Below are 19,190 nucleotides of genomic sequence, written 5' to 3'. Positions count from 1 at the left end.
GGCTTTCGACGGGATGACGGTTTAGTGTCGCCGCGCGGTTACGCTTCCCGCGCGCTCTCGGCAACCCAAGCTCTACTTGGGCCCGGCCCCCACCGTCCTATCGAGAAAGTTGAGGATGGTCGTCCAGACATGGATGTCCTTCCCCGCCGAGTGGGTCTTGCCCGGATAGAGCATCATCTCGAACGGCGTGTTGGTCGCCTGCATCTTCGCAGCGAAGGCCGTCGTGTGATCCAGCACGACGTTGTCGTCGGACATGCCGTGGATCAGCATCAGCGGATCGGTGATCTTCGGCGCGTTGTCGATCGCGTTGGATGCGGCATAGGCCTTCGGGTCCGTCCGCGGATTGCCCATATAGCGCTCGGTATAATGGGTGTCGTAGAGTTCCCACTTGGTCACCGGCGCGCCGGCGATGCCGGCCGCATAGACGCCGGGATTCGCCTCCAGCATCTTGAGCGTCATGTAGCCGCCATAGGACCACCCGTAGATCGCGATCCGCTTCGGATCGACGAAATCCAGCGTCTTCAGATAGTTCGCACCCGCAAGCTGATCCTGGACCTCAACTGATCCCATCGCGTGCCAGATCGCGTCCTCGAACGCCTTGCCACGATTGGCCGAGCCGCGATTGTCGATCTGGAAGACGATATAACCCTTGTCCACGAGCAGCTGGTGGAGCGGCCCGCCCCAGCTGCGGCTGACGGTCTGGCTGTGCGGACCGCCATAATGTTCGAAGAATACGGGGTATTTCTTGCCGGGCTCGAGCGGCGGCGTGATCATCTGCCAGTGCAGCGTCGCGCCGTCGGCGGTCTTGAGATCGCCGAAGCGGGTCTGCTGATGGCTGGCGAGATAGGGGTAATAGGGATGCCCCGCAGCCAGCGCGTTCTCGCTGATCCAGGCGGTGCGCTGGCCGGTCGTATCGGCGAGATAAACTTCGGTCGGCTGCTCCGGATTGGAGCGCGTGACGATGAAATGCGTCGCGCTCTTGTCCGCGACCGCGCTGTTCCACCAGCCGACGCCGGTCAGCCGCGTGATCGCGCCCGTCTTGCCGAGGTCGAGGCTATAGAGGTGGCGCTCCAGCACGTCGTCCTTGTTGCCGAGGAAGTAGAGCTTCTCGTTGGCTTCGTCGACCGCGACGACGCTCGCGACCTCCCAGTCGCCTTTGGTCAGTTGCTTCCAGCGCCCCTTGACGTCGAGGCGATAGAGATGGCCGTGACCGTCACGCTCCGACCACCAGATGAAGCTGCCGTCCTTCATCGGCTCGAGCCCGAAGTCGCCCTCCTTCTCGGGCGAGGTGGCGAGATTGATCCAGCTCTTGGGCTCAGCCTTCTCGCTGAACAGCAGCGTCGAGGCGCCGGTGGCGGGATCGACCTTGAGCACGTCGAGCTGGGTCTGGGTGCGGTTCATGCGCTGGACGAGCAGCGCGGAGCCGTCGGGCATCCACTTCACGCGGGTGAGATAGATGTCCTTGTCCTTGCCGAGGTCGACACGGACCTTGCCCGAGCCGTCCGGGCGCATGACGTAGAGCTCGACCAGCACGTTGGGGGTGCCGGCGGCGGGATAGCGCTGGTCGAACACCTTGGCGCCGTCCGCGCCGATCGCGGTGCGGGTGACGATGCCGACCGGCGCCTCGTCGAAGCGCTCGACGGCGATATGTTGCTCGTCGGGCGACCACCAATAGCCGGTCGAGCGGTCCATCTCCTCCTGCGCGACGAACTCGGCCTCACCCCAATGGACGGTGCCGGCCCCGTCCGGGGTGATCTTCTTGTCCTTGCCGGTGGCGAAATCGAGAATGTGGAGATTCTGGTCGCGCACGAAGCTCACGAACTTGCCGCCCGGGCTGACCGCCGGGTTGAGCTCGCCGTCGGGCGTATTGGTCAGGCGGTGGACGTTGCCGTCGAGGGTGGCGAGGTAGAGATCGCCGTCGAGCGGGACCAGGATCGAATGGCCGTCGGTCGACCATTGATAGTCGACGATGCCGCGCTGGTTGCCGATGCGCGCGCGCTCGCGCTGCATCTTCTCGGCCTCGCTCAGTTCGGCGCCGGTGCCGACCTTCTTGCTGTCGACCAGCATCCGCCATTCGCCGGTGGCGGTGTCCATCGCCCACAGGTCGTAGCGGTCCTTCTCGTCGGCGCGCGGGCGCAGCGAGGTCACCAGCTTGCCGTCGGGCGACATGGCGAGCGCGCGCGGCTTCTCGCCGGAAAGGTCGGGGCTGGCGAAGACGCGCTGGAGAGTGAGATCCTGAGCGTCGGCAGGAAGGGTCATGGCGGCGACGGTGGCGGCAGCGGCCGCGGCGAGGAGGCGATGCATGGGCGGGTGTGTAACGACCCGCCCGCCCCTCGCCAACCCGGCTCAGGCCGGTTGCGCGGCCGCCGTCTGCGGACTTCTGCGGATCGGCAGAGATCGTCCGGCGAGAATCGAGCGCCACGCCCATTCGACCGGGGCGATCCTGTAGTACCGCAGATAGACATTCGCCGCCCATAGCAGCAGCGCGTTCACCGCGACGGCGGTCAGCATCCAGACCGCCCAGCTGTGCTTGCCATAAAGGCCGAGCGCGAAGGGCGGATAGAGGATCCACAGGCAGATGATCGTCTGGGCGATGTAGAGGGTGAGCGCGGTTCGGCCGGCGGCCTCGAACGGCTTCAACAAGCCGGCGCCAGCCGCTGTCCGCAGCAGCAAGTGGATGAGGCCGATATGGCCGAGCGTGGTGGCGAGCCGCGCCAGCTCCTGCGTCGCCCAGGTGATCGAAGGGCCCTCGTAATCGGCGAGATCGTTGAACGCGCCGATCGCGCGGATGGCCAGGCCAAAGGCGTAGCAGGCAAACGTCAGGAGCAGGTAGAAGCGCGTCGAACGGTTACCCTGGATCACACCCCATTTGAACAGCGCCGCGCCAATCAGCATCGTCGCCGCCGCCTCCCAGATCCATATCGGTTCGAGGAACATGCCCTCGAGATAGAGGAAGATACTCCATTGCGCTTGCGCCCAGCTCATGAAGCTGCCCGTCGCGGCGGAGCGCCCCTTGTCCTCGGCGGCCATGCGGGCCTCCATCTCCCGGTGCTGCTTGGCGCGCTCGGCCTTGCGCTTGTCCACATCGGCAAGGGTCTTCGCATCCTCCTTGCTGATCGGTTCGCCCGCCTTCTGCCTGACTTCGATCGCCGCCGCGCGCTGATCCTGCAGGCGCGTCATCATATAGCCGGTACCGCCGCCGCCGAGCTGCAGCAGCGCGAAGACCAGGCCGACGCCGAGCAGCCATCTGGCGCTGAGCCGGCGGAACAGGAAGGCGATCAGCGCGGCGAGGCCGTAGGTGTGGAGGATGTCGCCCGGCCACAGCAGGATGAAGACATGGACCAGGCCGAACAGGAACAGCACGACGTTGCGCCAATAATAGCCGCGCAGCACCGCCCACCGGCTCTCCGCCGCCCTCTCCGCCCGTTCGGTCAGGATCACCATGCCGACGCCGAACAGCATCTCGAGCAGGCAGCGCGCGGTGCCGTCGGCAAGGGTATTGCGCAGGAAGAAGGCGATCCGGTCGGCGCCGCTCATGCCGTAGCGGCCGATGTCCACCCACCCCATGAACAGCGCGCCGCCCATGTCGTTGATGTTCATGAACAGGATGCCGAGAATCGCCACGCCGCGCAGGATGTCGAGACTGGCGAGGCGCGGTGCGCCATCGGGCTCGGCGGCGGTGGTCATCGCCAACGGCTGGGCGGTGGTATCGGTCACGCGCTTCCCCCTTTGGTGTAGGATCAGAGTAACACACCCGGACAAGGGTGCAACGCCAAATCGGGGACGAGGAAGTATTGTGGAGTAACTGGCCGGCGCCGGAATTGAACGGGGCGACGGAGCCTATTGCTCCGACGCCCCGCAAAAGGCTCTCGCGATGGAGGCCGCTTATTCGGCCGCCACGGCCTCCTCGGCCTGGCGGTTGTCGCGGCGCTCGGCGATGCGGGCCGACTTGCCGGTGCGGCCGCGCAGGTAATAAAGCTTGGCGCGGCGGACGGCGCCCTTGCGCACCACCTCGATCGAATCGACGTTGGGCGAATAGAGCGGGAAGACGCGTTCGACACCCTCGCCGAAGCTGATCTTGCGCACGGTGAACGAGCTGCCCATGCCCTTGTTGGCGCGGGCGATGCACACGCCCTCGAAGTTCTGGACGCGGGTGCGCTCACCCTCGACCACCTTCACGCCGACCTTGAGCGTGTCGCCCGGGCGGAATTCCGGAATCTTCTTCGCCTCGTTGAACTTGGCGATCTGCTCGGCTTCGAGCGTCTGGATCAGGTTCATGACTTGTCCGTCCTGGTTCTCTGCCGCGCGCCAGAGGGAGAACCGACCCGAGCGCCCTCATGGCGCTCCCAAAGGTCCGGCCTCCTTAGCCGTGTATCGGTCTCGGCCATCGACTTGCGCCAGGCCGCGATCCTCGCATGATCCCCCGATCGCAGCACTTCGGGGATCGTGCGCCCTTCCCATTCGACAGGTCGGGTATAATGCGGATATTCGAGGAGGCCGCTTTCGAAGCTTTCCTCGTCCCCGCTGGAAGGCGCGCCCATTACGCCGGGAATGAGCCGAATGCAAGCGTCGAGCACCACCAGCGCCGCCATCTCGCCGCCGGAGAGGATATAGTCGCCGATCGAGACCGGTTCGATGGGGCGCGCCTCGAACAGACGTTCGTCGATCCCCTCGAAGCGGCCGCAGAGAAGGACGACGCCGGGGCCGGCGGCGAGCTCGCGCACGCGGGCCTGGGTCAGCGGGCGGCCGCGCGGAGTCATGGCGAGGATCGGGCGCCCCTCCCCCACGCTATCGACCGCCGCCGCTAGCACATCGGCGCGCATCACCATGCCGGCGCCGCCGCCGGCGGGCGTGTCGTCGACCGAACGATGTTTGTCCGTGGCGAAATCGCGGATCTGGACGGTGTCGAGGTTCCAGCGCCCCTCGCGCAGCGCCCGGCCGGCAAGCGACGTACCGAGCGGACCGGGAAACATTTCCGGGTAGAGCGTTAAGACGGTGGCGGCGAACGGCATCGTGCGGCTGTCGCCCGAAGGGCCGCGCTTGGCAAGGGATGACCGGTGAACCAGGAATCCGACGACTGCATCATCATCGGCGCCGGGCCAGCCGGACTGACCGCGGCAATCTACCTCGCCCGCTTCCATCTCTCGATTCGGCTGTTCGACAATGGATCGAGCCGCGCGGCGCTGATCCCGCGGACGATGAACCACGCCGGCTTTCCGGACGGGATCGCCGGCGCCGACCTGCTGACGCTGATGCTGCGCCAGGCGGAGAACTTCGGAGCGGTACGCGAGACGGTCGAGGTAACCGCAGTGGTGCCGGAGGATCGCGGCTTCCGCGTCGAAGCGGGCAGCCGCGACTATCGCGCCCGGACGGTGCTGCTGGCGACCGGCGTGGTCAACAACCGGCCCGAGATGGAGGCCGAGGAGCATGACCGGGCGCTGGCGCGCGGCCTCATCCGCTACTGTCCGATCTGCGACGGCTATGAGGTGACCGACAAGGCGGTGGGCGTGATCGGCACCGGCGAGCACGGCATGCGCGAGGCGCTGTTCCTGCGCGGCTATACCCGGGAGGTGACGCTGATCGCGCATCAGGGGCCGCACGAGCTCGACGAGACATGCCGGCGCGCGCTCGACGAGGCGGGCGTGGAGCGGATCGACGGGCCCTGCTCGCCGATCCGGATCGATGGCGACCGGATCGCGGTCGGTACCGCGGAGGGCGAGCGGCGGTTCGACAGCCTCTATCCGGCGCTGGGATCGGTGATCCGCTCAGAGCTGGCAATCCGTGCGGGCGCGCGGGCGAGCGCCGACGGCTGCCTGGAGGTCGACGAGCACCAGCGCACCTCCGTGCCGGGGCTGTTCGCTGCGGGCGACGTGGTGAAGGGGCTCGACCAGATCAGCCACGCGATGGGCGAAGCCGGCGTCGCCGCGACGACGATCCGCAACGCGCTGAACGAGATGCGGCCGATTTGGCGCTAGCGCGCCCGCCAGCCGAGTTTCTCCTCGGCGACGAACCAGACGGGCAGCACCGCCAGCGCGGCAAAGGCGCCGACGAAGAAGCTGACGAGAAGGAAGACGGCATCCCAACCGGGCTCGCTCCCGGGCATACGCTTCTCCAGATAGCTGAGCCACACCCACCCCCCGGCAAAAAGCGCCGGAACAGCGATCGTCAGGACCAAGCGCCCAAGATGCCGGAGTCGTAACAGGAACGCCGCCGTCAGCCACAGCGCGAAGGCGAGTCCGGTAAGCGCCAGCAGCCACGCCACCAAAGTCATGGCGCGAGCTTACCAGAAGCCGACGTCGCCGACTATGCCTCCACCTTGCCGGTCTGCAGCGCCATCGCCCAGTCGGTGTGCCCTTCCCGCTCGGCTTTCGCCGCAGCGGCGGCGTGGTCGTAGGGGACGGCGCGCAGGTCAAGATCGCCGTCGGAGCCGAGGATCGCGTAGCGTGCCGACGGGTCGCCGTTCTCGACGCGGTAGGGATAGGGGTGATCGTCGACGAATGCCTGCAGGCCGACGCTGCCCGGATTGGCGGCACTGCGCCCGTCGGGCAGCGTGACGGTCGCCGGCAGGTGGGTGTGGCCGCACAAGATCAGCCGTTCCGATACGCATTCGAGGCGGGCGGTGATTTCCTCGATCGTCGCGCGACGGATGCCCGTGAGCTCGATCGTCTCGATCAGGGGCTGGACATCGCTGGACGGGGTGCCGTGGCAGAGAAGGATGCCGTCGGCCGTCAGCGTCGGTGGCAGGCTCGCCAGCCAGGCGAGGTGCGCGTCTGTCAACGTCGCACGGGCGTGGCGGTCGCTCGCGTTCATCCGGTCGGGCGGCACCGTCAGCAGCTGGCGTTCGTGGTTGCCGGCGATCGTCGGCCAGTCGAGCGACATCAGCACGTCGGCGGTCTCGGCCGGCCAGAGCGGACCCGACAGCAGGTCGCCGAGGTTGAGCCAGCGTGTGCAGCCCTGAGCCTCGGCATCCGCGATCACCGCCTCCAGCGCCGGCAGGTTGCCGTGAATGTCGGAGAGGATCGCCGTCCGAGTCATTCGGCGAAGGCGGCGGTCACCACGAGGCGATCGTCATTCCATTCGGGCACCGCAACGGGGGTCATCGGGACCATGAAGCGCTTGCCGTCTGGCCGCTCGATTTCGAGCACGTCGCCGGCGCCGTAATTGTCGACCGCGACGACGGCGCCGAGCGTCTCGCCGACGGTCGAGACGGCGGGAAGGCCGATCAGGTCGAAGTGGTAATATTCGCCCTCCCCCAGCGGCGGCAGCGCGGAGCGGGGGACGGTGAGTTCTGTGCCGCGCAACGCTTCCGCCGCGGAGCGGTCCGTGATCTCGGCGAAGCGGGCGATCGCGCCGTTGGGGCCGCCGCGGAGCGCCTTCAGCGACAGGGCGCCGCCGTTAAAGCTGCGATAGCTCGCGAGATCGTCGGCGAAGACCTTGAGGCGGACCTCGCCGGCGATGCCGTGCGCGCCGACGACCACCGCGAGCGTGACCGGACGGTCAGCGTCGCGGCGAGCCGTCGTCACCGCCGGGGGCGTCGTCGGCGCCTTCGGCGGGCTCTTCGGTGGAGACGCCCTGGTTGGTCGCGTCGTCCTGGTCATCGGCGGGCGGCTGTTCGGGTGGCGGCTTGCTGGCCATGATGCGCTCCTCTCGGGTCGGAAAGGAAACGCATCAGGCCAGCATCCGATGCCTTACTCGGCCTTGGCTTCTTCGTCGGCGGCCGGAGCGGCCTCCGCCTCGGCCGGCGCGGCTTCCTCGGCAGCGGCCTCGGCCGCAGGCTCTTCGGCAGCCGCCTCGGCCGGCGGGGTCTCCTCGGCCACCGCCTCGGCGACTGCCTCGGCCTCCGGCGTCGGCTCCTCGGTCGCGGCCTCGACCTCGGCGGCGATCACCGCCTCGGCTTCCTCGTTCGAGCCCTCGGCCGGAGCCGGAGCCGCCGACGCGGCGGCAGCAGCCTCGGCGGCCTCCGCGGCCTTGGCGGCACGCTCCTCGGCGCGCTCCTTGGCCTTCTCGCCCGGCTCGGCCTTCTTCGGGTTGTTGCGCGCGGCGCGCTCGCGGACGCCGGCGGCGTCGAGGAAGCGGGCGACGCGGTCGGTCGGCTGCGCGCCGACGCCGAGCCAGTGCTTGGCGCGGTCGGCGTCGAGCTGGACGCGGCCGGCATCATCCTTGGCGAGCAGCGGGTTGTAGTTGCCGATCTTCTCGATGAAGCGGCCGTCGCGGGGCGAACGCGCGTCGGCGACGACGATGCGGTAGTAAGGCCGCTTCTTGGAGCCGCCACGCGACAGGCGAATGCTGAGTGCCATTTAAGTTCCTTCTTTCTTTCTCGTAGGTTGATGCCGGAATCTTCCGGCCGATCTCACTTCTTCTTCAAAAAATTCTCGAAGCCGGGCGGCAGGTTGGGCATCCCCGCTCCACCCAGGCCGGGAAGACCGCCGGCCGGGCCGTCCATCTTCCCCATCATGTCGCCGAGCGGCTGGCCGCCGAGCGCCTTGCCGACGCCGCCCATGCCGCCGCGCCCGAGCAGCGCCGCCATGCCCTTGATCCCGCCCATCTTGCGGATCTTCTTCATCGCAGTCGACATTTCCTGATGCATCTTCAGGAGCTTGTTGACGTCCTGAACGGTGGTGCCGGAGCCCTTGGCGACGCGGATCTTGCGCTTGGCGTTGATCAGCTCGGGCTTGGCGCGCTCCCTGGGCGTCATCGAGGTGATGATCGCATCCATGCGCAGCAGCACCTTGTCGCCGCCGGCCTGGTCGACCGCGGCCTGCGCCTTCTTCATGCCCGGCATCATGCCGGCGAGCGCGCCGATGCCGCCCATCCGGCGCATCTGCGAGAGCTGGGCGCGCAGGTCGTTGAGGTCGAACTGGCCCTTGGCGAGCTTGGCCGCCATACGCTCGGCGTCTTCCTGCTCGATCGTCGCCGCGGCCTTCTCGACCAGCGACACCACGTCGCCCATGCCGAGGATGCGGCCGGCGACGCGGTTCGGGTGGAAGGGCTCGAGCGCGTCGAGCTTCTCGCCCATGCCGGCGAACTTGATCGGCTTGCCGGTGACCGCGCGCATCGACAGCGCCGCGCCGCCGCGGGCGTCGCCGTCCATGCGGGTCAGGATCACGCCGGTGAGCGGCACCTGCTCGGAGAAGGCCTTGGCGACGTTGACCGCATCCTGGCCGGTCAGGCTGTCGACGACGAGCAGGATCTCGTTCGGGGTCGCGATGTCGGCGACCGCCTTCATCTCGTCCATCAGCGCCTGGTCGACGTGGAGCCGCCCGGCGGTGTCGAGCATCAGGACGTCGTAGCCCTGCAGCTTCGCCGCCTGCAGCGCGCGGCGGGCGATGTCGACCGGCTGCTGGCCGGCGACGATCGGCAGGGTCGCAACCTCGGCCTGGGTGCCGAGCACCGCCAGCTGCTCCTGCGCGGCCGGGCGGTTGACGTCGAGCGACGCCATGATGAGCTTCTTGCCCTGCGACTTGAGCAAGCGGGCGAGCTTGGCGGTGGTGGTAGTCTTGCCCGAGCCCTGGAGGCCGACCAGCATCACCACCGCCGGCGGCGTCACGTCGATGTCGAGCCCGGTGTTCTCCGAGCCCAGCATCTCGACCAGCGCATCGTTGACGATCTTGACGACCTGCTGGCCCGGCGTGACCGAGCGCAGCACCTGCTGGCCGACCGCCTGCTCGGTGACCTTGTCGACGAACTCGCGGGCGACCGGAAGCGCGACGTCCGCCTCGAGCAGCGCGACGCGCACCTCGCGCATCGCGGCGCGGACGTCGGCCTCGGTCAGCGCGCCGCGGCCGCGCAGGCGGTCGAACACCCCTCCCAGCCGGTCGCTCAAGCTCTCGAACATCTGCGTCTCCAAATACCTCCAGCCACGTAACGCGAAAAACGCCGGCGGACGAAACCTCGTCGGCCGGCGTCGCCCGTAGGCGGCGAATGCGTCACGTGCCCGAAGGAACGATCGGGCGGGCACTTAGGCGAAGGCTGCGGAAATCGCAAGCGTGGGTTGAAAACCGAATAAGCTCTTCCTCGTCACCCCGGCCTTGTGCCGGGGTCCACCGGGAGGCTGGCTGTTGGTCAAGAGGCTCCTGCCGTTACGCCCGCGGCTCCGTGGACCCCGGCCCAAGGCCGGGGTGACGATGGAGGAAGGCGCCCTTAACCCGATCTACACCTTCGACGTGCCAAGCCCGGCCGTTGGTCGGCTCGGGGGCAATTAGGGGCATGGCACTGGATTTCGACGAGGATCGTCGCGCACCTCGCGGCGCGCCGCGTGACCTGGTCACCGGGGCGATCACCGTCGCTTCGATCCTGATGTTCGTCGGCATCGGCAGCCAGGTGCTCGCCGCCACGGTCCGCCACTATTTCATGGGCGGCGCACCGGTCGACCAGCCGCTGGTGGTGGCGCTGCTGCTCAACATCGCGCTGATCCTGCTCGGCTGGCGCCGCAACCAGGCGCTCGCCCGCGAGGTTGCCGAGCGTGCCGCCGCCGAGGAGCGTGCGCAGATGCTCGCCGCGCGCGACCCGCTGACCGGCTTCCTCAACCGCCGCAGCCTGGCCGAGGACGGCGCGGCGCTGTTCGCCCGCGCCGAGAAGCGCCGCAAGGCGATGGCGCTGCTGATCCTCGACCTCGACCATTTCAAGACGGTCAACGACATGCACGGCCACGCCGTCGGCGATTCGCTGCTGCGCGCGGTGGCGGTCGAAATCGAGCGCGTGCTGCCGGCGAGCGCGCTGATGGCGCGGCTGGGCGGCGACGAGTTCGCTTGCGCCTTTCTGTTCGATGCAGCCAATCCCGACGTGGTCGAGCGCATCGCCGAGCGGCTGGTCAGCCGGATGGCGCAGCCGTTCGACGCGGAGGGTCTGCGTTGCCACATCTCGGCTTCGATCGGGCTTGCCCGCTCCGACTTCGACTGCCGAAGCATCGATGCGCTGATGCGTGCAGCCGACATCGCGATGTACGCCGCCAAGAAATCGGGCCGCAACCGTTACGCCTGGTTCGACATGTCGATGGAGCGAGAGCTCCAGGCGCGCAACGAGCTGGAGAGCGGCCTCCGCCTCGCCATCCCGCGGCAGGAGATCGTCCCCTATTTCGAGCAGCAGATCGACATCGCCACCGGCGAGCTCAGCGGCTTCGAGGTGCTGGCGCGCTGGGAACATCCGAGCCGCGGGCTGATCAGCCCCGACCAGTTCATCCCGATCGCCGAGGAAACCGGCATGATCGCCGATCTGTCGCTGTCGATCATGCGCCAGGCGTTCACCGCGGCGCGCGACTGGGATCCGTCGCTGACCGTCGCCATCAACATCTCGCCCTGGCAGCTGCGCGATCCGTGGCTCGCCCAGAAGATCATCAAGGTGCTGACCGAGACCGGCTTCCCCGCCAGCCGCTGCGAGATCGAGATCACCGAGAGCGCGCTGTTCGACAATCTGTCGCTCGCCCAGTCGATCGTCGGCTCCCTCAAGAACCAGGGGATGCGGCTGGCGCTCGACGATTTCGGCACCGGCTATTCGTCGCTTGCGCATTTGCGGATGCTGCCGTTCGACCGGATCAAGATCGACAAGAGCTTCGTGATCTCGATGACCGAGAGTCCGGATTCCGCCGCGATCGTCCATGCGATCGCAAGGCTCGGCGAGAGCCTCAACCTGCCGGTCACCGCCGAGGGGATCGAGGACGGCGAGATCGAGCGGCGGCTGATCGCGGCCGGCGTGTCGCGGGGACAGGGGTGGCATTACGGCAAGCCGCTGTCGACGGCGGGCGCGCGGCGGATGCTCGCCGAGCGGCGGATGCTGCACGTCGCGCAGGCGGAGCCGTTTCGCAAGGCTACCAGCCGGCGCCGGGCTGGCTGAGGTATTCGAGCTCCTCGGGCGTGGACTCGCGGCCGAGCGCGGCGTTGCGCGAGGGAAAGCGGCCGAAGCGCTCGATCACCGCGGCATGGTCGCGGGCGTAGGCGAGCGCCTCTTCCTCCCCGAGCGCCTCGAACTGGGCGAGGCTGAGCCGCTGCGTGTCGGCATTCTCGGCGTGCTCGAGCGGCAGCAACAGGAATTGCGCGCGTTCCTTGGGGAAGAGGCGGACCCAGTCGCGCGCGATCGCCTCGCGGGTGAGGCTCTCGGCGAGCGGGTCGGCCTCATAGGCGCGTGGGGAGCCGCGATGGATGTTGCGGCTGATCTGGTCGAGCAGGATGACCGCGGCGAGCAGCGTCTCGGGCTCGTCCCGCCAGCCCTCGGCGCCGCTGGCGAGCACCGCGTCGCGCATGGGGCCGAACCGCGCGCAGGCGTGATCGACCGCCGCATCCTTGGCGAACCATTGCTCGGGGCCGAGCTCGCCGAACCAGAAGTCGAGGACCTGCTTTGCCGCGTCGTGGACTTCGCCCGATCCGGGGCCTAGATGCGCTTCCATGCTCGCTCCCTCCGCCGGCCCCGAGGTGATCACCCTCGGCTGCCGTCTCAACATCGCCGAAAGCGAAAGCATACGCGCCATGCTCGGTTCCCGCGACGTCGTCGTGGTGAACAGCTGCGCGGTGACCAATGAAGCGGTCAAGGCGACGCGAGCGGCGATCCGGCGCGCACGGCGGGCGCGGCCGCATGCCGAGCTGGTGGTGACCGGCTGCGCGGCGACGATCGACCCCGACGGCTTCGCGGCGATGGCGGAGGTCGACCGGGTGGTCGGCAACATGGCCAAGCTCGATGCGGCGGCATGGGGCGGGCTGGAGATGGCGCCGGCCCGCTTCACCGGCCACGCCCGCGCGTTCGTCGAGGTGCAGAACGGGTGCGACCATCGCTGTACCTTCTGCGCGATCCCCTATGGCCGGGGACCGAGCCGGTCGGTACCGGCGGGCGCGGTCGTGGAGCGGATCGCGACGCTGGCCGCGGCCGGGCATCGCGAGGTGGTGCTGACCGGGGTCGACGTCACCAGCTACGGCGCCGACCTGCCGGGGGCGCCCTCATTCGGGTCGCTGGTCGAGCGTATCCTGCGTCATACTGCGGTCGAGCGGCTGCGGCTGTCGTCGCTCGATTCGATCGAGATCGACGAGCGATTGTTCGAGCTGCTGACCGGCGAGGCGCGGGTGATGCCACATGTCCACCTTTCGCTCCAGGCGGGCGACGACATGATCCTCAAGCGGATGAAGCGGCGGCATTCGCGGGCGCAGGCGGTGGCGATCGTCGAGCGGCTCAAGGCCGGGCGGCCGGAGATCGCGATCGGCGCGGACCTGATCGCCGGCTTCCCGACCGAGGACGAGGCGATGTTCGCCAACACGCTGGCGATCCTCGACGATTGCGATGTGGTGCATCCGCACATCTTCCCCTTCTCCCCTCGCGAAGGCACGCCGGCGGCACGGATGCCGCAGGTGGTGCGCGAGGTGGTGAAGACGCGCGCCGCCAGGCTGCGTGAGGCGGGCGAGGCGCGACGGCGGCGGTGGCTGGCGACGCTGGTCGGGACCGAGCAGCGCGTGCTGGTGGAGCGGCCGGGCGACCGCGGACATGCGGAGAATTTCGCGGAGGTACGGCTCGATCGGCGGTGCGAGCCGGGAACGGTGGTGCGTGTCACAGTTCATGGATCGGACGACACCAGCCTCCTCTCCTCCGTCATCCCGGCGCAGGCCGGGATCCACTCATCCACCAGTGCTGCGGGCACGGTGGACCCCGGCCTTCGCCGAGGTGACGACATGGTTTTGGCAACGGCATGAGCACCAATCTTTCCTGGCACCAACGCTTGCTCGGCGGATTCAAGCGGACCTCCGACCGGCTGGTCGGCAATCTCGCCGGCCTCGGCACCGCGCGGCTCGACGATGCGGTGCTCGACGAGATCGAGGAGGCACTGATCGCCTCCGACCTCGGACCCGAGACCGCCGCGCGCGTCCGCTCGCGGCTGGCCGAGGGGCAGTATGAGCGCAACATGGAGGAGCTCGGCATCCGCCTGGTCGTCGCCGAGGAGGTGGCGAAGGCGCTCGCGCCCGTCGCGCAGCCGCTCGACGTCGACGCCTTCCCCCGCCCGCAGGTGATCCTTGTCATCGGCGTCAACGGATCGGGCAAGACCACCACCATCGCCAAGCTCGCCAACCTGTTCCTGGAGCAGGACTATTCGGTGATGCTGGCGGCCGGCGACACCTTCCGCGCCGCCGCGATCGGGCAGCTGCGCACCTGGGCCGAGCGGATCGGGGTGCCGATCGTCTCCGGCAACGAGGGCGGCGACGCGGCGGGGATCGTCTACGAAGCCGTCAAGCAGGCCACCGCCAACGGCACCGACGTGCTGATCGTCGACACCGCCGGCCGCCTCCAGAACAAGCGCGAGCTGATGGACGAGCTCGCCAAGATCCGCCGCGTGCTCGGCCGCCTCAATCCCGAGGCGCCGCACGACGTGGTGCTGGTGCTCGACGCCACCACCGGCCAGAATGCGCTGAGCCAGATCGAGGTGTTCAAGGAGGTCGCCGGCGTCACCGGCCTGGTCATGACCAAGCTCGACGGCACCGCGCGCGGCGGCGTGCTGGTGGCGGCGGCGGAGCGATACGGCCTGCCGATCCATGCGATCGGGGTCGGCGAGAAGGTCGACGATCTGAGGCCCTTCGATGCGAACGAGGTCGCGCGGATCATCGCCGGCGTCGAGGAGTTGCTGTGACCATGACCGACCCCCGCCCCGCCGCCTCTCCCGGCTTCCGCCTCGCGCTCGACTATGGGCCGCTGGTCGCCTTCTTCGCGGTCAACTTCCTGGCGCCGGGGCCGGCGCTGGCGCGGATCATGGCGGCGACGATCGCCTTCATGGTCGCGATGGTGATCGCGGTGAGCCTGTCGTGGATCAAGACCCGCCACGTCTCGCCGATGCTGTGGGTGTCGGCAGTGCTGGTGCTCGTGTTCGGCGGGCTCACCCTCTATTTCCACGACGAGCGCTTCATCAAGATGAAGCCGACCTTCGTCTATGCCACCTTCGCGGCGGTGCTGGGCTTCGGCCTCGCGACCGGCCGCCCGCTGCTGCAGGGGCTGCTCGGCAGCGCCTACCCGGGCCTCACCGAGCGCGGGTGGCGCAAGCTGACGATCAACTGGACGCTGTTCTTCATCGGCATGGCGGTGCTGAACGAAGCCGTGTGGCGCTCGACCAGCACCGATTTCTGGGTGAGCTTCAAGGTGTGGGGGGCGATCCCCCTCACCTTCCTGTTCGCGATGGCGAACATCCCGATGCTGCTGCGCAATGGCCTCAGCACAGGCGAGACGAAGGACGTGCCGGTGCCGCCGGAGGGCTAAGGATAAGCCCTCTCCCCATCGGGGAGAGGGTTTGGGAGAGGGGCAGTGCGGCAGGCCGCGGTCTCGGTGAGACCCCGCCCCCTCTCCCCAGCCCTCTCCCCGATGGGGAGAGGGAGAATCGTTACTTCGCCGCTGCGTAGCGCTCGGCGACGACGTCCCAGTTCACCACGTTCCACCACGCCTTGAGATAAGCGGCACGGTCGTTGCGGTAGGTGATGTAATAGGCGTGCTCCCACACGTCGTTGCCCAGGATCGGCGTGCCCTTGACGGCCGCCACGTCCATCAGCGGATTGTCCTGGTTGGGGGTCGAGGTGATGGCGAGCTTGCCGTCCGCGCCGACGATCAGCCACGCCCAGCCCGAGCCGAACTGGCCGGCGCCGGCCGCGTTGAACTTCTCCTTGAATTCGTCGAACGAGCCGAAGGTCTCGTCGATCGCAGCCGCGAGTTCGCCGGTCGGCGCGCCGCCCGCGTTCGGAGCCATCGTCTTCCAGAAGAAGTCGTGGTTCCAATAGCCGCCCGCGTTGTTGCGCAGCAGCGGCGGCTTGCCTTCGATATGGGCGAAGATTTCCTCGATCGTCTTGCCGGCCAGGCCGGGATCCGCGTCGATCGCCTTGTTGAAATTGTCGGTATAGGCCTTGTGGTGCTTGTCGTGGTGGAGCGTCATCGTCTCCTTGTCGATCGTCGGCTCGAGCGCATCATAGGCGTAGGGCAGCGGCGGCAGTTCGAAAGCCATGGGATTTCCTCCTTGTTCGGGCTCGTGCGACGAACGCGGACGGCGCCGGATGGCTCCGCCCTCGTTGCGCGGCCGATATGGGATTCACCCCGCGTTGAGCAAGCCGTGTCGGCGCAATGCGTGACGAAGCTGGTCGTAGGTGAGACCGAGCGTCTCCGCCGTGGTACGCTGGTTGAAGCGGTTCTCGGCAAGCGCGCGGTTCAGCAGCTCGCGCTCGAAACGGGCGACGCGGTCCTTGAAGCTGGTGGAACCACCCTCCTCGCGCACGATCGTCAGGGCAGGTTCGGCCTGCACGATCGGCGCCGGCGCGGACGGAGACATGGCCGCGATGCCCCGCGGGCGGTGCGGCGAGGAGAAGGGATCGATCTCGATCGCGTCGACCGGCCCTTCCCGCTCCCATCGATAGACCGCGCGCTCGACGACGTTGCGGAGCTCGCGGACGTTGCCGGGCCAATTGTAATCGGTGAGCGCATCGACCGCATTGGGCCCGAAGCCGGGCCATTCGCTCCACCCGATCTCCGATGCCATGCGCCGGCCGAAGAAATCGGCGAGCACCATGATGTCGCCCGGCCGCGCCCGGAGCGGCGGCAGCGTCACCACCTCGAAGCTCAACCGGTCGAGCAGGTCGGCGCGGAAGGTGCCGGCGGCGACGCGGTCGGGGAGATGCTCGTTGGTCGCGGCGACGATGCGCACGTCGACCTCGATCGGGCGCGAGGCGCCGATCCGCGTCACCTCCCCATATTCGACCGCGCGCAGCAGACGCTCCTGCGCCGCCATCGACAGCGTGCCGAGCTCGTCGAGGAACAGCGTGCCGCGATCCGCTTCCTCGAACCGGCCGGCACGGGCGCGGGTGGCGCCGGTGAACGCCCCCGCCTCATGCCCGAACAGCTCCGCCTCGATCAGCGTCTCGGGCAGCGCGGCGCAGTTCATCACCACCAGCGGCTGGTCCCAGCGCGGGGACAGGCGATGGAGACGCTCGGCGACCAGCTCCTTGCCGGTGCCGCGCTCGCCGATCACGAGCACCGGCCGGTCGAGCGCCGCCGCGCGGCTGGCGCGCTCCAGGGCATCGAGGAACGCGCCCGATTGCCCGATGACCTGTGTCGTCCGCTCCACCATCGCCGAACCATTGGCGTAGATTCCCAACATTTGGCAAGAGAAACCTGCCCACCTGCCCGCCCGGTGCAGCGAAATGCCCGGATTCCCGTCATTTTCGAAATTGGCACGCCCCCTGCAATGCAGTTGGCATCCCGCCAATCGCGGCGGACTGGAATGAAGGTTCAAGGAGTTTTCCGATGCAGACCGTTTCCGCCAACTTCGCCCGGGTCGTCTCGACCGTGGTCGCGGCCCTGATGCTGAGCGCCGTATGCGTGGGCGGCGCGGTCGCCCCGGCCCAGAGCTTCCCGGCTCACAGCTTCGCCGTCACCCATCAGGCGTGACGGCCAGGCCGGGGCGGGATCCCTCGCCCCGCCCCGGCCTTCCCATTAGTATTGCGTACGCACGAAGGAGTTCGAACACATGGGTATCTTCTCGCGAACCCGGGATATCATCGCCGCCAACGTCACCGATCTGCTCGATCGGGCGGAGGATCCGGCGAAGATGGTCCGGATGATCATTCTCGAGATGGAGGAGACGCTGGTCGAGGTGCGCGCGAGCGCCGCCCGCACCATCGCCGACCAGAAGGAGATGCGCCGCCACATCGCCAAGCTCGAAGGGCTCCAGGCGAGCTGGACCGAGAAGGCCGAGCTGGCGCTGTCCAAGGATCGCGAGGACCTGGCCAAGGCCGCGCTGGTCGAGCGCCAGAAGGCCGCCGACATGTGCGAGCAGCTCAAGAGCGAGATCGGCGTGCTGGACGAGTCGCTGAAGGCCTCCGAGGCCGACATCGCCAAGCTGCAGACCAAGCTGCGCGAGGCGCGGAGCCGCCAGAGCTCGATCGAGACGCGGCTGGAGACGGCGAACAACCGCTTCCGCCTGCGCGAGATGTACGGCGGCAGCAAGACGGCCGAGGCCTTCTCACGCTTCGACGTGCTCGAGCGCCGGGTCGACCTCGCCGAGGGTCGCGCCGAGGCGGCGGGGCTGATGGCGGTCAAGACGCTCGACGAGGAGATCGAGGAGCTCAAGGCCAACGAGAAGGTCGATGCGGAGCTCGAGGCGCTCAAGAAGCGCCTGAGCGGCAACAAGGAGGGCTGATCCGATGGAAGATTTCCTGCTGCCCGTCTTCATCGTCGGGATGCTCTTCATCGGGCTCCCGTGGCTGATCTTCCACTACATCACCAAGTGGAAGCAGGCCCCGCGGATCACCGAGGAGGACGAGAAGCTGCTCGACGAGATGTTCCTGACGGCGCGCCGGCTCGAGGAGCGGCTGCAGACCGTCGAGCGCATCCTCGCCGCCGACAATCCCGATTTCCGTCCCGGCACGGGCGTCAGCTCGGCCGCGGATACCGACTACGACTATATCCGGAGGAACTGAGATGTCCGCCAGCCGCACCAAATTCTATCTCGACAAGCAGAACGCCAAATGGCTGGGCGTCTGCTCAGGGGTCGCGGACTACACCGGGGTCGACGTGACCTGGGTCCGGGTCGGCACCGTGGTCCTGACGCTGGCCGGGGGCTTTCCCTGGACGCTGATCGCTTACTGGCTAGTCGCGTGGATGGCGGAGCCCAAGCCGCTCGGCCTCTACGAGGGGCCGGAGGACGCCAAGTTCTGGCAGGGCGTGCGGTCGAACCCCAAGCGCTCGGCGCATGAGGTCCGCTCCAAGTTCCGCGACATCGACCGCCGGCTCGCCGACATCGAGATGTACTACACCAGCCGCAACACGCGCCTGGCCGACGAGATCGACGCGCTGCGCTGAGGCCCTGGCCCGAGCGCTCCGTCAACAGGGAGAAACGAGATGCATTGGGGTGGTCCCGGCTTTGTCATCGCGATCATCGCGATCAGCACCGCCGGCTGGGTGATCAATAACTGGATCCGTGCCCGGCACGGCTATCCGGTGGAAAATGAGTGGAAGGGCGTGAGCCACAAGGGCGATCCCGCCGCCGAGCGCCGGATCGAGCTGCTCGCCAGCGAGAACGAGCGGCTGGTGGGACAGATCGGCCGGCTGGAGGAGCGGATCGCGGTGCTGGAGCGGATCGCCACCGATCCCGCCGAGCGCACCGCCCGCGAGATCGACGGCCTGCGCTGAAGGAGGATAGGACGATGAACGGCTTCAACGGCTTTACCGTCTTCATGCTGGCGCTGGTCGTG

Annotated in this window: 22 protein-coding genes and 1 pseudogene; 10 read left to right on the top strand and 13 right to left on the bottom strand. The window is 68.2% G+C overall.

The features are described 5' to 3' along the window. Positions 1-72: 72 nt before the first annotated feature. The 4 genes from AC2YHA_RS03105 to trmD form a co-directional block, all read right to left on the bottom strand. Positions 73-2,304 (bottom strand): S9 family peptidase, encoded by a 2,232-nt coding sequence (locus AC2YHA_RS03105; RefSeq protein WP_487400330.1) that lies wholly within the window; start codon positions 2,302-2,304, stop codon positions 73-75. A gap of 42 nt (positions 2,305-2,346) precedes the next feature. After that, entirely contained in the window at positions 2,347-3,717 is a 1,371-nt protein-coding gene (locus AC2YHA_RS03100) for a DUF418 domain-containing protein (protein ID WP_487400329.1), read from the bottom strand. A 168-nt stretch (positions 3,718-3,885) separates the two neighbouring features. Further along, on the bottom strand, positions 3,886-4,278 hold the full coding sequence (gene rplS / locus AC2YHA_RS03095) for a 50S ribosomal protein L19 (RefSeq protein WP_233782924.1): 393 nt from the start codon (positions 4,276-4,278) through the stop codon (positions 3,886-3,888). Then, on the bottom strand, positions 4,275-5,012 hold the full coding sequence (gene trmD / locus AC2YHA_RS03090; RefSeq protein ID WP_487400328.1) for a tRNA (guanosine(37)-N1)-methyltransferase TrmD: 738 nt from the start codon (positions 5,010-5,012) through the stop codon (positions 4,275-4,277). Before trmD ends, rplS begins: the two co-directional genes overlap by 4 nt. A gap of 45 nt (positions 5,013-5,057) precedes the next feature. Between trmD and AC2YHA_RS03085 the strand changes: the two genes are divergently transcribed. Further along, positions 5,058-5,975, top strand: a complete 918-nt coding sequence (locus AC2YHA_RS03085) for an NAD(P)/FAD-dependent oxidoreductase (RefSeq protein ID WP_487400327.1) — start codon at positions 5,058-5,060, stop codon at positions 5,973-5,975. On the opposite strand, the gene AC2YHA_RS03080 is transcribed toward AC2YHA_RS03085, so the two are convergent. The 6 genes and pseudogenes from AC2YHA_RS03080 to ffh form a co-directional block, all read right to left on the bottom strand. Beyond that, positions 5,972-6,271, bottom strand: a complete 300-nt coding sequence (locus AC2YHA_RS03080; protein WP_487400326.1) for a hypothetical protein — start codon at positions 6,269-6,271, stop codon at positions 5,972-5,974. The genes AC2YHA_RS03085 and AC2YHA_RS03080 overlap by 4 nt on opposite strands. Before the next feature lie 32 nt (positions 6,272-6,303). Continuing rightward, positions 6,304-7,035, bottom strand: a complete 732-nt coding sequence (locus AC2YHA_RS03075; protein WP_487400325.1) for a metallophosphoesterase family protein — start codon at positions 7,033-7,035, stop codon at positions 6,304-6,306. Further along, positions 7,032-7,523 carry a ribosome maturation factor RimM gene (gene rimM, locus AC2YHA_RS03070; RefSeq protein ID WP_487400324.1) on the bottom strand — a complete coding sequence of 164 codons (492 nt, stop codon included), beginning with the start codon at positions 7,521-7,523 and terminating at the stop codon, positions 7,032-7,034. The genes AC2YHA_RS03075 and rimM overlap by 4 nt, the downstream gene beginning before the upstream one ends. Continuing rightward, positions 7,498-7,635: a hypothetical protein gene (locus tag AC2YHA_RS03065; RefSeq protein WP_487400323.1), complete on the bottom strand. Its 138-nt coding sequence runs from the start codon at positions 7,633-7,635 to the stop codon at positions 7,498-7,500. The genes rimM and AC2YHA_RS03065 overlap by 26 nt, the downstream gene beginning before the upstream one ends. Before the next feature lie 301 nt (positions 7,636-7,936). Continuing rightward, positions 7,937-8,297, bottom strand: a pseudogene (gene rpsP, locus AC2YHA_RS03060) (30S ribosomal protein S16); the annotation flags it as partial. 53 nt (positions 8,298-8,350) lie between these two features. Continuing rightward, the gene (gene ffh, locus AC2YHA_RS03055; RefSeq protein WP_233782932.1) at positions 8,351-9,835 is read right to left on the bottom strand and encodes a signal recognition particle protein; all 1,485 of its coding nucleotides are present in this window, start codon (positions 9,833-9,835) and stop codon (positions 8,351-8,353) included. A 371-nt stretch (positions 9,836-10,206) separates the two neighbouring features. Between ffh and AC2YHA_RS03050 the strand changes: the two genes are divergently transcribed. Next, the gene (locus AC2YHA_RS03050; RefSeq protein ID WP_487400322.1) at positions 10,207-11,829 is read left to right on the top strand and encodes a putative bifunctional diguanylate cyclase/phosphodiesterase; all 1,623 of its coding nucleotides are present in this window, start codon (positions 10,207-10,209) and stop codon (positions 11,827-11,829) included. Here the strand turns inward: AC2YHA_RS03050 and AC2YHA_RS03045 are convergent. Next, on the bottom strand, positions 11,804-12,379 hold the full coding sequence (locus AC2YHA_RS03045; protein ID WP_233782934.1) for a DUF924 family protein: 576 nt from the start codon (positions 12,377-12,379) through the stop codon (positions 11,804-11,806). The two genes, AC2YHA_RS03050 and AC2YHA_RS03045, sit on opposite strands and share 26 nt — an antisense overlap. On the opposite strand from AC2YHA_RS03045, the gene AC2YHA_RS03040 reads away from it, so the two are divergent. From AC2YHA_RS03040 to AC2YHA_RS03030, 3 genes are read left to right on the top strand one after another with little or no spacing between them, the layout of a single operon-like run. Further along, the gene (locus AC2YHA_RS03040; RefSeq protein ID WP_487400321.1) at positions 12,378-13,667 is read left to right on the top strand and encodes a MiaB/RimO family radical SAM methylthiotransferase; all 1,290 of its coding nucleotides are present in this window, start codon (positions 12,378-12,380) and stop codon (positions 13,665-13,667) included. The two genes, AC2YHA_RS03045 and AC2YHA_RS03040, sit on opposite strands and share 2 nt — an antisense overlap. Next, positions 13,664-14,596 (top strand): signal recognition particle-docking protein FtsY, encoded by a 933-nt coding sequence (gene ftsY, locus AC2YHA_RS03035; protein ID WP_487400320.1) that lies wholly within the window; start codon positions 13,664-13,666, stop codon positions 14,594-14,596. The genes AC2YHA_RS03040 and ftsY overlap by 4 nt, the downstream gene beginning before the upstream one ends. 2 nt (positions 14,597-14,598) lie before the next feature. Then, positions 14,599-15,216, top strand: a complete 618-nt coding sequence (locus tag AC2YHA_RS03030) for a septation protein A (RefSeq protein ID WP_487400319.1) — start codon at positions 14,599-14,601, stop codon at positions 15,214-15,216. A gap of 121 nt (positions 15,217-15,337) precedes the next feature. Here the strand turns inward: AC2YHA_RS03030 and AC2YHA_RS03025 are convergent, their stop codons facing one another. Together AC2YHA_RS03025 and pspF are read right to left on the bottom strand one after the other, a co-directional pair. Continuing rightward, a complete protein-coding gene (locus AC2YHA_RS03025) occupies positions 15,338-15,949 on the bottom strand; it encodes a superoxide dismutase (RefSeq protein WP_233782938.1) in 612 nt (203 codons plus the stop codon). Between the two features lie 84 nt (positions 15,950-16,033). Beyond that, positions 16,034-17,062: a phage shock protein operon transcriptional activator gene (gene pspF, locus AC2YHA_RS03020; protein ID WP_487401688.1), complete on the bottom strand. Its 1,029-nt coding sequence runs from the start codon at positions 17,060-17,062 to the stop codon at positions 16,034-16,036. A gap of 179 nt (positions 17,063-17,241) precedes the next feature. Between pspF and AC2YHA_RS03015 the strand changes: the two genes are divergently transcribed. The 5 genes from AC2YHA_RS03015 to AC2YHA_RS02995 all read left to right on the top strand — a co-directional run bounded on the left by AC2YHA_RS03015 (position 17,242) and on the right by AC2YHA_RS02995 (position 19,128). After that, positions 17,242-17,385 (top strand): hypothetical protein, encoded by a 144-nt coding sequence (locus AC2YHA_RS03015; protein ID WP_233782939.1) that lies wholly within the window; start codon positions 17,242-17,244, stop codon positions 17,383-17,385. 79 nt (positions 17,386-17,464) lie between these two features. Further along, a complete protein-coding gene (gene pspA, locus AC2YHA_RS03010; RefSeq protein WP_233782940.1) occupies positions 17,465-18,136 on the top strand; it encodes a phage shock protein PspA in 672 nt (223 codons plus the stop codon). A gap of 4 nt (positions 18,137-18,140) precedes the next feature. Further along, entirely contained in the window at positions 18,141-18,416 is a 276-nt protein-coding gene (pspB, locus tag AC2YHA_RS03005; protein ID WP_233782941.1) for an envelope stress response membrane protein PspB, read from the top strand. Position 18,417: 1 nt separating this feature from the next. Next, the gene (gene pspC / locus AC2YHA_RS03000) at positions 18,418-18,798 is read left to right on the top strand and encodes an envelope stress response membrane protein PspC (RefSeq protein WP_487400318.1); all 381 of its coding nucleotides are present in this window, start codon (positions 18,418-18,420) and stop codon (positions 18,796-18,798) included. 39 nt (positions 18,799-18,837) lie between these two features. Beyond that, entirely contained in the window at positions 18,838-19,128 is a 291-nt protein-coding gene (locus AC2YHA_RS02995) for a hypothetical protein (RefSeq protein WP_233782943.1), read from the top strand. Positions 19,129-19,190: the final 62 nt, after the last annotated feature.

This window comes from Sphingomonas sp. SRI_018, from assembly GCF_057586275.1.
This window is presented reverse-complemented; position numbering and strand designations above follow the sequence as displayed.